This is a genomic window from Leucobacter luti (assembly GCF_004217175.1).
GTDB lineage: Bacteria > Actinomycetota > Actinomycetes > Actinomycetales > Microbacteriaceae > Leucobacter > Leucobacter luti.
Map to the genome: position 1 here is coordinate 42,324 of NZ_SHKI01000004.1, position 15,030 is coordinate 57,353.

Genomic DNA, 15,030 nt, shown 5'->3' on the forward strand with positions numbered 1-15,030 from the left:
TCTGGGGGGGCGGTTCTACTGCAAGACTGCGGTCGTGCGCTGGTCCGGTGGGGTGGTGGCGCGCCGAGCGAGGGCGGCGCGTGAGCGCCGGGGCGGCCCTAGCCGGCCGACCTCTCCAGCTCTTCCGGCCCCTCCGGCCCAGCAGACTCGGCCGCGGCAGGGAACCCGCGGAGCAGGCCGGCGATGAGGTCGTCGAGGGTCGCGAACAGGTGTGCGCGGCGGTCGACGTCTTCGGGGGCGGTGGCGAGGGCCGCGGTGAGGCGCGGGTGCGTCTCGGCGGAGACCTCGCCCGCTTGGAACGGCGGCGCGAGCAGGTCGAACGCCGCGCCGATCACGATCGCGTCGATCGAGCCGATGAGCGGCAGGAGGCGCTCGTCGGGCACGCCGAGCCCGTGCAGCGTCTCCGCCAGCTCCTCGTAGAGCCAGCGCAGCTCGTCGTCGTGCAGCGGCTCGGTAATGAGCGAGGGCACGAGCGCGGGGATCTCGCCCGCGAAGCCGGCGTAGGAGCGCACGATGCGGGTGAGCCGATCGCGGCCGAGGCTGTCACCGAGCTCCGTGCGCAGCCGAGTGATCCAGTCGCGGCGCAGCAGGTGAACGATCGCCGCCTTCGATGGCACGTGGTGGTAGATCGACGAGACGCGCACGTCGAGCTCGCGCGCCAGCTGCGCCAGCGTGAAATCGCCGTCGATGGCCAGGCGGCGCACCGCATCAAGGATGCGTGCCTCGCTGAGGAGGGGGGTGTGTGGTCGCGCCATTGCTGCCCAATCGTCGGTGTTCGCCCACCATAACCGAGCGACGTTCGGTTATGCAAACCGAACGTCGCTCGGTTTCCACTCGGTAGCGGCGGCGCGCAGGGCCGAACGCGGGGCCGAGCGCGGAGGCGATCGCGGGAGCCGGGTGCGGCACGCGGGCGCGCACTTGCGCGCCCGCTCCCCCGGTGTTTCACTTGCACGGCAGACACCCGGCGCGCACCGCGCGCGGCGCGCGGCGAGAGGACCCAGGATGACGTTTATTGAGACCGTGCAGCGCGCGATCAGCCTGACCGAGCAGTTGAACCGTCTCCCGTACGCAGACCAGGACGGCATCCGCGCCCACTGGGCCGAGCTCACCGGCCAGGCGGTCGACGAGTCATTCCACCTCATCCCTCCCGTGTACTCGGATCACGGCGTGCGCACGCGCGTGGGCCGCAACGTGTTCGTCAACCAGGGCTGTCGCTTCAACGACATCGGCGGCATCGAGATCGGCGACGACGCCATGCTCGGCCCCGGCGTGAGCCTCGTCACCGCCGGGCACCCGGTTGACCCCGCGACCCGGCGCGGTGCGGTCACCTCCGCACCGATCGTGATCGGGCGCAACGTGTGGATCGGCGCGTCGGCGACGATCCTGCAGGGCGTGACCATCGGCGACGACGCAGTGGTCGCTGCCGGGGCCGTGGTGACGCGCGACGTACCGCCGCGCACGGTCGTCGGCGGCGTCCCGGCCACGGTAATTTCCACGATCGGATGATCCCCGCCGCCCGGACCCCCCGCCGCCCGGGTCCCTGCGCCGCCCGCACCCGGGCCCGCGATCGCCCACGCGGCACGGGCAGCGGCCCCGAACGCACAACACCCCCGGGCCTGTAAGACCCGGGGGTGTTGCTCAACAGTGCGTGATGTGAATGCTCGTGGAGCCGCGGGGAATTGAACCCCGGTCCACTTCGATGATTCCGCGCCTTCTACGGGTGTAGTTCGTATTAGCGTTCTACTCGGCCTCGCTCTTTGCCACGAACACCTAGTGCGACAGGCCCAGTCTCAGTAACAGTCCCTACACGCCCTGAGACACGACGCGCAAGCAAGCCCCCTAAATGACGCCAGGAAACCGGGGCGGAGGCACACCCGGCCTGACGGACTCGGTCTCGTGCTTAGGCAGCGAGAGCGAAGTCGGTGCGCTTTGAAGTGGCACCTATTGGTTTGCGAAGGGCGTTTACGAGATAACTCCGCGTCCTCGACCCGCTTCTCACAGTCTCAAATCGACGTGTCGAATCCGATCGGCCCCCAATGCACCGTGACCGGTGCACGCTGGGACATTCACATTACGCGCTGTTGAATTTTCAAATCCGGCGCTGGGCCGGAACACTCATTCTAGCACTGCGGGAACACCGAAACCAGGGCGTCCGCCCTCGGCGATCCCCAGTGTCCACGCGCACACGTCCGCCACGAAGCCCGAGTACGCCGCCGTGTCGAGCAGATCGGGGCTGTTCGCATAGGCGCCGAGTCCGTCGACCGCCATCCAGATGCGCACGCACGCGACCGCCGGGTCGCCCACCCTGAACTCTCCGGCCGCGACACCGGCTTCGATCAGCGCGGTAAGCCGCTCCTCGTCGAGCGCTTCCTGCTGCGCAATCGCAGCGGCGAGCCCCGGGGCGAAGCGGGCGAGGTGCCGCGCGTTGAGCCAGAGTCGACCGAGCGGCCGCGCCGGGACGCTCTCCACCCGGCGCACGAACTCCGCGAGCCGCGCGGTCGGGCTGCCCCCGGCCACGAACAGGCGGTCCCGCTCCCGCGACACCGCGAGCGTAAACGCCGCATTAACCAGGTCGCCCACCACTGGGAAGTAGTGCCCGATCAGGCTGGGGCGCACCCCGAGCCGCTCGGCCACCTCGCGCAGCGTGATGCGCTCAAGCCCGTCGGCGAGCGCAATGCCGGCTGCCTCCTCAAGGATCTCGGCGCGGCGCTCCTCCGGGGCTTTCCGCACGCGGGGTCCGCGCTCAGGATCCGCCATCGGACACCCAGCTGAGCATCACCGCGCGCACGAGCTACTCGCCCATCTGGTTGCGCTGGCGCATCGCCCGCTCCGCCTCGCGGCTGTCCTGCCGCTCACGGAGCGTCTGTCGTTTGTCGTATTCCTTCTTGCCCTTTGCGAGCGCGATCTCCACCTTGGCGCGACCGTCGAGGAAGTACATGCGCAGCGGCACGATCGTCATGCCGCCCTCGCGGGTCTTCTGGTACAGCTTGTCGATCTGCTGCCGGTGCAGCAGCAGCTTGCGCTTGCGCCGCGGCCGGTGGTTGGTCCACGAGCCGTTGAGGTACTCGGGGATGTACGCGGCGTCGAGCCAGGCTTCGCCGTTCTCGATGAACACGTAGCCGTCGACGAGCGACGCGCGCCCCATGCGAAGCGACTTGACCTCGCTGCCGGTGAGCACCATCCCCGCCTCGTAGGTGTCGAGGATCAGGTACTCGTGCCGGGCCTTCTTGTTCGAGGCGATCAGCTTCTCGCCGGTTTCCTTGGCCACGGTCACATCCTCTCGGGGTTCTGGCGCACGCCGTGTGCGCAAGGATCTAGCCTAGCGGAGCGCGGGGCTCCGGGGCCAGCCGCGAACGCGGAAGAGCCCGGAGCCCCGCGCGGGACGCCGCTGAGGTGCGCGGGCGCCAGCTGGCTAGACCCGCAGGTACCGCGTGATCGCGATCTTGGCCGCGATCGCGGAGAGCACCACCCCGACCAGGATCAGGATGGGCGGCACGATCAGCGATTGCTCCACGGTGATGTAGCTCGTGAAGGGGATCTCGCGCGCCAGGAACCCCTGCACAAAGAACTTCACGATCGCGACCGAGGCAACGCTCGCGAGCACTGCGCCGATGAGCGCCGCGATGATCCCCTCCAGAATGAACGGGGTTTGAATGAAGCGGTTCGAAGCGCCCACCAGGCGCATAATCCCGATCTCCCGCCGTCGCGAGAAGGCGGAGAGCCTGATGGTGGTCGAGATGAGGAGCATCGCCGCCACGAGCATCAGGCCGGCAATCGCGATCGCCGTGTAGCTCGCCGCCCCGAGGAACAGGAAGATGCGGTCGAGCAGACTGCGCTGATCCGACACGCTCTGCACGCCCGGGATGCCGCTGAACGTCTCGGTGATGATGTCGGATCGCGACGGGTCGCTGAGCTTAATCCAGAAGGTCTGGTTGAGCTGGTCCGCCTTTGTGATCTCAACGATCGGGTTGCCCTTGAACTGCTTCGTGAACTCCTTGAGCGCTTCCTCGTGGCTCACGAAGAAGAAGTCCTCGACGTACGGTGCGAGCGTCTCGGACTCGAGTGCATCCTGCACCGCCGCGATCTCGTCCTCACCGGCGTCGGTTCCGGAGCAGGTGGCGCTCTGGTCGTAGTCAGTACACAGGTACACCGCGACCTGCGCGCGGTCGTACCAGAACGTCTTCATCTGCTGCACCTGCAGCTGCATGATGATCGCGGCACCAACGAAGGTGAGCGACACGAACGTCACGAGGATCACGGAGATCACCACGGACATGTTGCGGCGCAGGCCGTTCCAGACCTCGCCGAGTACGAGCCCTACCCTCATCGAACCGGCCCCACATCTGTTTCGTCGTCGTCGTTACGGTCAAGCCCAAGGTGAGCCGCGAGATTTCCGGTCTCAGACATGTGCACCGGGTCAATCGGGCGACCCGGATCGAGGAAGCCCGGGATGCGCTTCGCCTGCGGACCGCCGTCCGCGCGCACGGTGTCGTCGAGGTCGCCGTCGATTTCGTCGTCGTGCTCGCCAAACGGCTGCGGCTCCTGGTAGACCGAGGCCTCCGGGGTCTCCGGAACCGGCGGGGCGGCGGACGCGGCAACAGCTGACGCGGCACCAGCGGCGGCGGCAGCGGCGGCGCTCACGGCGCGCGCCTCCGCGGAAGCCGCGGCGGCAGCGGCGGCCCCGGCTCCCCCGGCACCGTCTTCGACGGCGGCGGCGCCGGCCGCGGCGGCCGCGTTCGCGCGGGCGATTTCCTCGGGCGCGAGCGCCGCACGCACCACGGCCTCGGTGGTGCGCAGCACGCGCACGCCCTCCGCGGAGAGATCGGCGACCGGGATCGACGCGGTCTCGCCGTAGCCGCCGGCCTGCTCGTCGCGCACCACCACGCCCTGCGAGAGCTCGACCACGCGCTGCTGCATGATGTCAACGAAGGTGGCCTCGTGCGTGGCCATCACCACGGTGGTGCCCGCCGCGTTGATTGCGCGCAACAGCTGCATGATGCCGAGACTCGTCGCGGGGTCAAGGTTGCCCGTGGGCTCGTCCGCGAGAAGGATTGCCGGCTTGTTGACGATCGCGCGCGCGATCGCGACGCGCTGCTGCTCGCCGCCCGAGAGCTCGTGCGGGAAGCGCTTCGCCTTGTTCGCGAGCCCCACCAGTTCAAGCGTGTCGGGCACGGCCTCCTGGATGAAGCCGCGCGACTTGCCGATCACCTGCAGCGAGAACGCCACGTTGTCGTACACCGTCTTGTTCGTGAGCAGACGGAAGTCCTGGAATACCGTCCCGAGGTTGCGCCGGAAGTAGGGCACCTTGCGGGACGAGATCTTGCTGAGGTCCTGCCCCAGCACATGAATCTTGCCGGCGCTGGGCTGGTCCTCGCGGAGGATCAGCCGCAGGCAGCTCGATTTGCCGGATCCGGAGGCGCCGACGATGAACACGAACTCGCCGCGGTCGACCTGCAGGTCGATCCCGTCGAGCGCGGGTTTCGCCGTTCCCCGGTACTTTTTGGTGACGTTCTCAAAGAGGATCATGACGCCTCGACACTACGCTGAGACCCGCTCCCGTGGCTGCAGGCGCGCTGAGATACGCCCGCTTCGGAGGGTGAACACTCGGGAAGCAGCGCGTCCCGGTACGCCGCCGCGCTACTGCGCGCGCGAGAGCGAGCGCCAGCGGATCCCCGCGGCGATGAAGCCGTCGAGGTCGCCGTCGAACACGGCGTCCGGCTGCGTCGATTCGTATCCGGTGCGCAGATCCTTCACGAGCTGCTGGCCGTAGAGGAAGTATGAGCGGATCTGGTCGCCCCAGCTCGCGGTGATGCTGCCGGCGAGCTCCTTCTTCTTGGCGGCCTCCTGCTCGCGCTGCAGCAGCAGCAGGCGGGTCTGCAGCACCCGCATCGCCGCGGCGCGGTTCTGGATCTGCGACTTCTCGTTCTGCATCGAGACAACGAGGCCCGTGGGAATGTGCGTGAGGCGCACCGCCGAGTCGGTCGTGTTCACCGACTGGCCGCCCGGACCCGACGAGCGATACACGTCGACGCGGATGTCGTTCTCGGGGATCTCCACCTCGGTGGCCTCTTCGAGCAGCGGGATCACCTCGACGCCGGCAAAGCTTGTCTGGCGCTTGTCGGCGGACCCGAAGGGGCTGATCCGCGCGAGGCGGTGCGTGCCGGCCTCGACGGAGAGCGTGCCGAACGCGTACGGAGCGTCGACCTCGAACGTCGCCGACTTGATCCCGGCCCCCTCGGCGTACGAGGTGTCCATGACCTTGGTCTTGTAGCCGTGGTGCTCAGCCCAGCGCAGGTACATGCGCAGCAGCATCTCGGCGAAGTCGGTGGCGTCGTCGCCGCCGGCACCCGAGCGGATCGTCACCACGGCGGCGCGCTCGTCGTACTCCCCCGACAGCATCGTCTGCACCTCGAGGTTCTGGATCACGGCTTCAAGCGCCGCGAGCTCCTCGGTGGCCTCGACCGCCGACTCCTCGTCTTCGGCCTCAAGCGCGAGCTCGATGAGCACTTCGAGGTCGTCGAGGCGCGACTCAACCGCGCGCAGCCGCTTCACCCGCGCCTGCCGGTGCGACAGCCCGCTCGTGACCTCCTGCGCCGCGGCGGGGTCGTCCCACAGGTTCGGTGCGGCCGCCTGCTCTTCGAGCTCGATGATCTCGCGGTCGAGGCGAGGCAGGTCCATGACGGCCGCAATGTCGGCGTAGGTCGCGCGCAGCGCACGAATGCGGGCGTTGAAATCAAGTTCAAGCATGATGCACGAGTCTACCGCGCTGCGGCCCCGCTCCGGCGTCGGTTTCTGGCGCGCGACCGGGCGCCGGCTTAGATCACCGCCTCGGCGTCGTGGCGCACGTGGTCCCGGGCGGGCGCCGCAACGCGCGCGGCAGCGAGCAGCTCCACGGCGGCGACCAGCTCGGCCTCGGGTGCCGTGAACGGCAGGCGCACGAAGCGTTCGAAGACCCCGGGGCTCCCAAACCGCGGACCGGGCGTGAGCCGCACCCCGCGGCTGGCCGCCTCGCGGCTGAGTGCCGAGCTGCGTGGTTCGCCAATGTCCACCCACGTGCACACGCCGCCGCTTGCCGGGCTGGCCGCCCAGCCGGGGAGCCGTGCCGCGAGCTGCTCGGACAGCACCCGGTGCTTCGCGGTGAGCTCGCGGCGGCGGTCGTCGAGCACGTCGTCGTAGCGCTCAAGCGCGAGCGCCGCGGTCGCTTGTTCCCAGGCGCCCGTGCCGAGATCGCTCACGCGCCGCGAGGCCTCGAGCCTGGCGATGAGATCCGGCGTCGCCCGGATCCAGCCGACCCGCAGGCCGCCCCAGACCGTCTTGCCGAGCGAGCCGACCGTGATGATCGCGTCGCACTGGTGCGGCAACTCGGCCGCGGCGGCAAACGGCTCAACCAGGCGCGATTCGCCGAGCACCAGCTCCGCGGTGGTCTCGTCCGCGATGACGTGCGTGCCCGCGGCGCTGAGCGCGTGGATGAGCCGGCTCCTGAGCTCGCGGGGCATGCTCAGCCCCGTTGGATTGTGGTGGTCCGGGATCAGGTAGGCGAGGCGCGGCGCCACCCGCCCGGCGATGTCGAGCACCGACGCCTCGTCGGAGCCGAGCCGCCCCACCGGCAGCTCGGCGACGAGCGCGCCCGTTGCGGCGAGCGCCTCGCGGGCGTGCGGGTAGCTGGGCGACTCAATGAGCGCGCGGTCGCCGCGGGAGAGCAGGGTGCGCGCCACGAGGAAGATTGCGTGCTGCGCGCCGAGCGTGACCATGATCTGCTCGGGCACGGTGGGGAGCCCGCGGCGGGTGAAGCGGTCTGAGATGACCTGACGCAGCTCGGGAAGCCCGATGGTGTCGTACCCGGGCTGGGCGAAGAGCCCGGGGAACTCGGCGAGGGCCCGCTCCCCCAGCGCAGGGAGCCCGGCCCAGCTCGCGGGGCACGCGGTCGACAGGTCGATCTGCGCGGGGTGCGAGCCGGCCGGCCCCTCGGCAGTGAGCGCCGCGTCGGGGCGCGGCGAGCGCACCACGGTGCCGGAGCCGCGACGTGAGAGCGCGGTGCCGGTCTCGCGCAGGCGCCGGTAGCTGGCCGCGACGGTGGTGCGGCTCACGCCCAGCTCGTCGGCGAGCGGGCGTTCGGCGGGGAGCGCGGTCCCCGGCGTGATCGCGCCGTCGCGCACGAGCACGCCGATGCTGTCGCCGAGTTCCTCGTAGCCGTGGCCGGAGCCGCGCCACTCCCCGAGCAGCTGGGTGAGGCGGCGGGCGGACAGGCGCTGCGCAATCATGGGGCCACTATAGACAGATTGGCATCTTGAACACCAGGCCAAATTGAAGTGGACTGATCACCATGCTCGCACGCCTGTCTCGCCTCATCCCCGGACTCCTGCTCTACGGCTTCGCCGACGCGCTCATGATCCGCGCCGCCGTCGGCGTCGATCCGTGGACCGTCTTTGCGCAGGGCGTCTCGCTCCACACCCCGCTCAGCATCGGGATCCTCACGAACATCATCGGCCTCGGCGTGCTGCTGCTCTGGATCCCGCTGCGGCAGCGGCCCGGCCTCGGCACGGTGCTGAATATTCTGCTCGTCGGCCCCAGCATCGACCTCGGGCTGTGGCTCCTCCCCGCCCCAGAGGCGCTCTGGTCGCGGATCGCGTACTTCACGGCCGGCCTGCTGCTGCTCGCCGTCGCGAGCGGCATCTACATCGGCGCACGGCTCGGCCCCGGCCCGCGCGACGGTCTCATGACGGGCATCCACGCGCGCTTCGGGATCCCCATCTGGGTGGGCCGCACGGGCGTCGAGCTCACGGTACTCGCGATCGGCTGGCTCCTCGGTGGCAACGTGGGCCTCGGCACCGCCGCGTTCGCGATCCTCATCGGCCCGCTGTGCGGGATCACGCTCCCGCTCCTCGACCCGGTCACCCGACGCGAGCGGCGCGAGGCCGCACAGCGCACGCAGGCCGCCGAGGTGAGCTCCACCCCGGCGGCCTGACGCGCGATCGTTTTGCAGCTACTCCTGGTGCTCGCCCTCCGGCACCTTGTTGTAGCCGGTGACCGGCTGCGACTCGTCGAACGCCGCGGCCTTGCGCTTGAAGCCGCGAGTCATGAACAGCAGGTAGACGAAGCCGATCGCGGTCCAGGCGAGACCACCGATCAGCGCGTCGGCGTGCAGGTTTGCCCACAGCACACCCGTGAGCACCATGCCGATGCCGGGCATCACGATGTACTTGAAGATGTCGCCGGGGGTCTTGCGGCGTCCCTGCTTGATCGCGAACCAGGCGATCACCGAGATGTTCACCGCGGTGAACGCGATGAGCGCACCGAAGTTAATGAACGCGGCGATCATCTCGAGCGTGAAGGCGATCGCGAGCAGGCAGACCGCGCCGGTGAGCACGATGTTGAAGGTGGGGGTGTGCGTCTTCGGGTTGATGTAGCCGAAGGTCTTCTTGGGGAGCACGTTGTTGCGGCCCATCACGAGCAGCATGCGCGACACCGAGGCGTGCGACGCGAGTCCCGACGCGAGCGTCGCAGCGAAGCCGGCGGCGGTGAGCACTGCCTGCAGCACGGGGCCACCGACGAACTGGCCGATGAGCGGCAGCGTCGAATCCTCGACATACTGCATGTCCCCGCCGGGGGCGAACACGTTCCAGTCGGGGAAGCGGAGCTGCGTGAAGTACCCGGCGATGAGGAAGATCGCGCCGCCCAGGATCACGGTGAGCAGGATCGCGCGCGGCACAATCTTCGGGCTCTTCGCTTCCTCCACGTACATCGTCACCGCGTCGAAGCCGATGAACGAGAAGCACACGATCGTCGCCCCCATGAGCACGGCGCCCATGGTCACACCGTCGTGGATGAACGGCTGCACCGACGCGACGGTGCCGGTCCCCTCGCCCGCCGCGAGCTGCGCCCACACCATGACCACGAAGACGGTCATCACGATGATCGAGAACACGAGCAGGATCATGTTGAGGTTCGAGGTGCCACGCATGGTGAAGTAGATCACGCTCGTGACGAGGACGCAGTACAGCACCACCCAGATCCAGCCGGGGATGCCGGGGAACACCGCTTCAAGGTAGCTGCGAATAATGAGGCAGTTCACCATCGGGAGCAGCATGTAGTCGATCAGCGAGGTCCAGCCGACCATGAAGCCGACGTTCGGGTGGATCGACTCGCGCACGTACGTGTACGCGGACCCCGCGCTGGGGATCGCCCCGGCCATCTTGCCGTAGCTCACCGCCGTGAACACCATCACGATGAGCGCGACGAGGTAGGCGAGCGGCACCACGTTGTTCGTGTCGCGGGCGACCATACCGAACGTGTCGAACACCACGGTCGGGGTCATGTATCCGAGGCCGAGGCCCACGATGGCCCACAGCCCGAGGTTGCGCTTCAGTGCTCCACCGCGCTTTGCCGCGGGCATCAACGTCTTCGTCATGTGCTCTCCTTGAAACGGGAGTCGCCCGGGCCTGATCGCCCCGCTGCGACATATGCTTCGGCGTGACCTGGTCTCGCCAAGGAGACATCTTCCTCCCGTTCAGCAGCCCACGCAAAACGCAGGGGCCCCGCCGAAGATTCTTCGGCGGGGCCCCTGATCATGCGGTTCGATGCACGCTACCTGCGCGCGAGGCGCTTCTGCTTGTTGATGTTGACCATCTGCACGATGATCACGAGCAGCAGCGCTCCGACAAACACGATCGACGCGAGCACGTTCGCCTGCGCCGGAACACCCTTGAGCGCCGACACGTAGATGAACTTGGGGAACGTGGTCGCGGTGCCCGAGTTGAAGTTCGTGATGATGAAGTCATCGAACGACAGCGCGAAGCTCAGGAGCGCCGCACCGATGATGCCGGGCATGAGCATCGGCAGCGTGATCCGCCAGAACACCTGACCGGGGCCGGCGTAGAGATCGCGCCCGGCCTCCTCGATCGCCGGGTTGAGGCTCGCCACGCGCGCCTTCACCGCCACCACCACGTACGAGATGCAGAACATCGTGTGCGCGAGGATGATCGTGCCGAGGCCCTTCTCCACGCCGGCGAGCAGGAACTGCGCCGCGAGGCCCGCGCCGAGCACGACCTCGGGAGTCGCCATCGGCGTGAACAGCAGCAGGCTGACCGTGGAGCGGAACTTGAAGCGGTAGCGCACGAGCGCCAACGCGATCATGGTGCCCAGCACAGTGGCGATCACCGTGGCGACCACCCCGACCAGGATCGAGTTGCCGAACGCGGTACACACCTGCGGCGCACCGCACGGGTTCTGCCAGTTGTCGAGCGTGAAGCCGCGCCACAGGATGTTGTTGCGGCCGGAGTCGTTGAACGAGAACAGGATGACGTGCGCGATCGGCAGCAGCAGATACACGAGCGCGATGGTCGCGACGACGGGAACAAACGCCTTCCCCAGGCTGAAACCCTTCACAGGAGGTCCTCCGCCCCGCTCTTGCGCACGTAGGTCGCCACGATCACGAGGATCACGACCATCAGGATGATCGACAGCGTCGCCGCCATCGGATAGTTCTGGGTTTGCAGGAAGTTGGATTCGATGACGTTACCGATCATCGTGGTCGACGTCCCGCCCAAGAACTCGCGCGACGCGTTCACGTAGTCGCCCGACATCGGGATGAAGCTCAGCAGCGTGCCGGAGACGATGCCGGGCATCGACAGGGGCAGGGTCACGCGCCTGAACGTGGTCACCGGTGACGCGTACAGGTCGGATCCCGCCTCCAGCAGGCGCATGTCGAGCGCCTGCAGCGACGAGAACATCGGCAGCACCATGAACGGGATGAAGTTGTACACCAGACCGAAGATCACCGAGAAGTGCGTGCCGACCAGCTCGCTCGGCAGGATCGACTTCCACGCGAGGGTGCGCAGCAGGAAGCTGATGAAGAACGGGGCGACCACGAGGATCAGCAGGATCCCCTGCAGCATCGGCCGCGACCGCACCTTCACGCCGATGAGGTAGGCGACCGGGTAGCTGATGCAGAGCCCGATCACCGTGGCGACAATCGCGTAAATGAACGAGCGGAGCAGGTGCGGCCAGTACTCCTGCAGCGCAGCCCAGTAGTTCGAGAACTGCAGGGCGGCAACGTACTGCCCGATCCCGCCGCTGTCGGCGGGTGCCTGCAGCGACGTGATCGCGAGCTGCACAAACGGCGCGACGAAGAACAGCAGCATGTAGGCGATGCCGGGGGCGAGCAGCAGGAGGGCGATCCAGCCCCGCTTGCGCGGGGCTTGCTCAACGACCTTCGTTGGGCCCCCGGAGAAGGCGGTAAAAGCCATGGTCGCCTCCCCTACTCCGCGAGCGCGGCCCGGGTGGCGATCGCCCGGGTCGAGAAGTCAGCGGTCAGGGCGCCCGTGTCGAGCCGATCGTCGGCGAGGCCGAAGGTGTGCTCGATGAGCCAGCTCAGCCACACCTCGTCTCCGAGGCGCGCGGCCGGGCCGGCCTGCAGGTTTTGTGCGAACACGTGCACCGGCGCCGAGCCCGGGATCTCCACCGTGTACTGGGTGCTCACGCCGATGAACGATACGTCGGTGATGCGGCCGGGACCGACCACGTTGCGGTGCGCCTCGGGCTCGGGCGGCGCCGTGCTGAGGTGCAGCTTCTCCGGGCGAACGCCGATCGTGATCGTGCCGCTGTCGCGCTCGCTGCGCGCGCGCAGCACCGAGAGCCGCGAGCCGTTCAGGTCGGTGTGGATCACCTGATCCGTTGAGCCCGCGACCTCTACCTCGAACAGGTTCGACTGCCCCAGGAAGTTTGCGACGAACACCGTGCGGGGCAGCTCATAGAGCTCCTCGGGGGCGCCCATCTGCTCGATCCGGCCCTTGTTCATCACCGCAACCGTGTCGGCCATGGTCATGGCCTCCTCCTGGTCGTGGGTCACGTGCAGGAAGGTCAGCCCCACCTCCTGCTGGATCTGCTTCAGCTCCTGTTGCATCTGACGGCGCAGCTTGAGATCGAGTGCGCCGAGCGGCTCGTCGAGCAGCAGCAGGGCCGGCCGATTGACCACCGCGCGGGCGAGCGCCACGCGCTGCTGCTGGCCGCCCGAGAGCTGCGCCGGCTTGCGATCAGAGACGTGGTCGAGCTCCACCAGGCGCAGCGCCTCGTGCGCCTTGGCCACGGCGTCGCCGATCTTGCGCCGGCGCAGGCCGAACGCCACGTTCTCGAGCACGCTCATGTGCGGGAACAGCGCGTACGACTGGAACACCGTGTTGACCGGGCGCTTGTGCGGCTTGAGCGTACTCACGTCGGTGCCGCCGAGCAGGATCTTGCCGGCGGTGGGGTCTTCAAGACCCGCCACCAGGCGAAGCGTCGTGGTCTTGCCGCAGCCCGAGGGGCCGAGCAGCGCGAAGAACGAGCCGGCCGGGATGTTCAGATCGAGGTGCTCGATCGCGGTGAAGCCGGGGAAGCGCTTCTGGATGCCGACCAGTTCGAGGTCGGCGCCGGACTCTGCAAATGTGCCGTGATCCGCCACCGCTACAGCCCCAATACGTTCTGGAACTCGGTCGAGTACTTCTTGTCCTCTTCCGGGCTGAGCGTGCGGAAGTTGTGGAGGTGCTTCCAGTCCTCTTCGCTCGGGAAAATGAGCGGGTTGTCCGCGTTCTCGGGGTTGATCTTCTGCATCGCTTCCTGCGTTCCCTTCACCGGCGGGATAAAGGTCACGTAGTCGGCCACCTCCGCCATCACCTCCGGGTCGTAGTAGTAGTTGATCAGCTCTTCAACCTTCTTCTTCGACTCCGCGCTCGTGCCGTTCGGCACCGTGAACGAGTCGGCCGCGACCATGCCGCCGGACTCCGGAATCTCGAGGGTCCACTGGTTGTCGTTCTCGGCGTTGAGCATCACCACGTCGCCCGTCCACGCCATCGCCGCGAGCGCGTCGCCCGTGATGAGGTCCTGCGTGTAGCTGTTCCCCTTCACGTTGCCGATCTGACCGCTTTTCAGTGCGTCGTCGAGCCACGCGAGCGCCGCATCAAATTCCGCGTCGCCCCAGTCGCCGGCCGGGTCGGTGCCGAGGCCAGCCATCACCATGCCCATCGTGTCGCGCATCTCGCTGAGCACCACCACCTTGCCCTTGAGCTCGGGACGGAGGAAGTCGTCGAGGGTCTTGATGCCCTGCGGCACCTCCTTGGTGTTCCACACCCAGCCGGAGGCGGGCAGCTGCCACGGGACCGTGAACTTGCGCCCGGGATCGACGTCGAGCGCGTCCCACTGCGCGTCGACCAAGTTCGCTTTCACGTTGGGCAGGTTCGCGTAGTCGAACTCCTGCACCTGCTCGTCCTGGATCAGGCGGCCGTTCATCCAGTCGGTAAACGTGACCGTGTCGTAGCCGGTGAACTGGCCGAGCTTCAGCTGGTCCTTGATCTTGCCGTAGAACGTGTTGTTATCGTCGATGTCCTCGATGTAGTCGACGTTGAATCCCGACTGCTCCATGAAGGTCTCGAGCGACGGGAACACCCCAGCCGCCTCGTCAAAGTCGAGGTAGTACGTCCAGTTGCCCCAGACGATGCCGGGGTTGTCCCCGCTCCCACCGCCTCCCCCGCCGGGCGCGCACGCGGCGAGGCCCAGAGCGCCCGCGCCTGCCGCGCCGGCGGCCGCACCGCGCAGCAACTGCCGGCGGTTCATTTGCGCTCCGCGAAGCAACTGCACGATATTACGGACAATGGGGTCTTCGGACTGACGGACCATGAGAGATCTCCCTTGGTTTCTCATAGGCGAACCGACAACGCGCACAAACGGCGACGGTGCCGGGTGGTGTTTTGAGAATGGCACAGAGTGTGTGCCGATGCAAAGCTCGAAACCTCTGGAACCACAATTCTTCATTCAACAGCAACAAAACCCGCGAAAACCAGCGGCTTTCTGGTGCGATCCGCACAGCCCGCCAGGTCGGCCGGGGTACACGCCGACCCCAGTCGGGGGCGCACACCGGCCGCGGTCGGTGGCGCACGCCGGGCCACGGCACCGGCAGCCGCGGAGCAGCCCAAACACCCGCGAGATGTGGAAATCATCAGAATTCGACGCGCTTAACTTCGGATTCCTTTGCTTTTTCAGGTTCCCACTGCAAGAATC

14 protein-coding genes and 1 other RNA gene are annotated in these 15,030 nt (G+C 67.8%); 2 read left to right on the plus strand and 13 right to left on the minus strand.

Translation table 11 applies throughout. The features are described 5' to 3' along the window. Positions 1-98: 98 nt before the first annotated feature. A complete protein-coding gene (locus EV139_RS06570; RefSeq protein ID WP_130453559.1) occupies positions 99-755 on the minus strand; it encodes a TetR/AcrR family transcriptional regulator in 657 nt (218 codons plus the stop codon). Positions 756-1,002: 247 nt separating this feature from the next. Between EV139_RS06570 and EV139_RS16220 the strand changes: the two genes are divergently transcribed. Continuing rightward, entirely contained in the window at positions 1,003-1,506 is a 504-nt protein-coding gene (locus tag EV139_RS16220; protein WP_130453560.1) for a DapH/DapD/GlmU-related protein, read from the plus strand. A 155-nt stretch (positions 1,507-1,661) separates the two neighbouring features. Here the strand turns inward: EV139_RS16220 and ssrA are convergent. The 7 genes from ssrA to yczR all read right to left on the minus strand — a co-directional run bounded on the left by ssrA (position 1,662) and on the right by yczR (position 8,261). Continuing rightward, positions 1,662-2,034, minus strand: a transfer-messenger RNA (tmRNA) gene (gene ssrA / locus EV139_RS06580). A gap of 81 nt (positions 2,035-2,115) precedes the next feature. Continuing rightward, positions 2,116-2,757 carry a TetR-type transcription factor C-terminal domain-containing protein gene (locus tag EV139_RS06585; protein ID WP_130453561.1) on the minus strand — a complete coding sequence of 214 codons (642 nt, stop codon included), beginning with the start codon at positions 2,755-2,757 and terminating at the stop codon, positions 2,116-2,118. A 34-nt stretch (positions 2,758-2,791) separates the two neighbouring features. Then, a complete protein-coding gene (gene smpB / locus EV139_RS06590) occupies positions 2,792-3,268 on the minus strand; it encodes an SsrA-binding protein SmpB (protein WP_130453562.1) in 477 nt (158 codons plus the stop codon). Between the two features lie 144 nt (positions 3,269-3,412). Then, the gene (gene ftsX, locus EV139_RS06595) at positions 3,413-4,327 is read right to left on the minus strand and encodes a permease-like cell division protein FtsX (protein WP_130453563.1); all 915 of its coding nucleotides are present in this window, start codon (positions 4,325-4,327) and stop codon (positions 3,413-3,415) included. Continuing rightward, positions 4,324-5,526, minus strand: coding sequence for a cell division ATP-binding protein FtsE (gene ftsE / locus EV139_RS06600; protein WP_130453564.1), 1,203 nt, complete (start codon positions 5,524-5,526; stop codon positions 4,324-4,326). Before ftsE ends, ftsX begins: the two co-directional genes overlap by 4 nt. A gap of 111 nt (positions 5,527-5,637) precedes the next feature. Further along, a complete protein-coding gene (prfB, locus tag EV139_RS06605) occupies positions 5,638-6,747 on the minus strand; it encodes a peptide chain release factor 2 (protein WP_130453565.1) in 1,110 nt (369 codons plus the stop codon). A 68-nt stretch (positions 6,748-6,815) separates the two neighbouring features. After that, positions 6,816-8,261, minus strand: a complete 1,446-nt coding sequence (yczR, locus tag EV139_RS06610) for a MocR-like transcription factor YczR (protein WP_130453566.1) — start codon at positions 8,259-8,261, stop codon at positions 6,816-6,818. A gap of 62 nt (positions 8,262-8,323) precedes the next feature. On the opposite strand from yczR, the gene yczE reads away from it, so the two are divergent. Then, positions 8,324-8,965, plus strand: a complete 642-nt coding sequence (yczE, locus tag EV139_RS06615; protein WP_130453567.1) for a membrane protein YczE — start codon at positions 8,324-8,326, stop codon at positions 8,963-8,965. A gap of 18 nt (positions 8,966-8,983) precedes the next feature. On the opposite strand, the gene EV139_RS06620 is transcribed toward yczE, so the two are convergent. From EV139_RS06620 to EV139_RS06640, 5 genes are all read right to left on the minus strand, one after another. Then, positions 8,984-10,408, minus strand: a complete 1,425-nt coding sequence (locus EV139_RS06620; protein WP_198677480.1) for an APC family permease — start codon at positions 10,406-10,408, stop codon at positions 8,984-8,986. Positions 10,409-10,584: 176 nt separating this feature from the next. Continuing rightward, the gene (locus EV139_RS06625; RefSeq protein WP_130453568.1) at positions 10,585-11,385 is read right to left on the minus strand and encodes an ABC transporter permease; all 801 of its coding nucleotides are present in this window, start codon (positions 11,383-11,385) and stop codon (positions 10,585-10,587) included. Beyond that, entirely contained in the window at positions 11,382-12,245 is an 864-nt protein-coding gene (locus EV139_RS06630; protein WP_130453569.1) for an ABC transporter permease, read from the minus strand. Before EV139_RS06630 ends, EV139_RS06625 begins: the two co-directional genes overlap by 4 nt. 11 nt (positions 12,246-12,256) lie before the next feature. After that, positions 12,257-13,438 carry an ABC transporter ATP-binding protein gene (locus EV139_RS06635; RefSeq protein WP_130453570.1) on the minus strand — a complete coding sequence of 394 codons (1,182 nt, stop codon included), beginning with the start codon at positions 13,436-13,438 and terminating at the stop codon, positions 12,257-12,259. Between the two features lie 2 nt (positions 13,439-13,440). Continuing rightward, positions 13,441-14,586 carry an ABC transporter substrate-binding protein gene (locus tag EV139_RS06640; RefSeq protein WP_237464426.1) on the minus strand — a complete coding sequence of 382 codons (1,146 nt, stop codon included), beginning with the start codon at positions 14,584-14,586 and terminating at the stop codon, positions 13,441-13,443. Positions 14,587-15,030 lie beyond the last annotated feature (444 nt).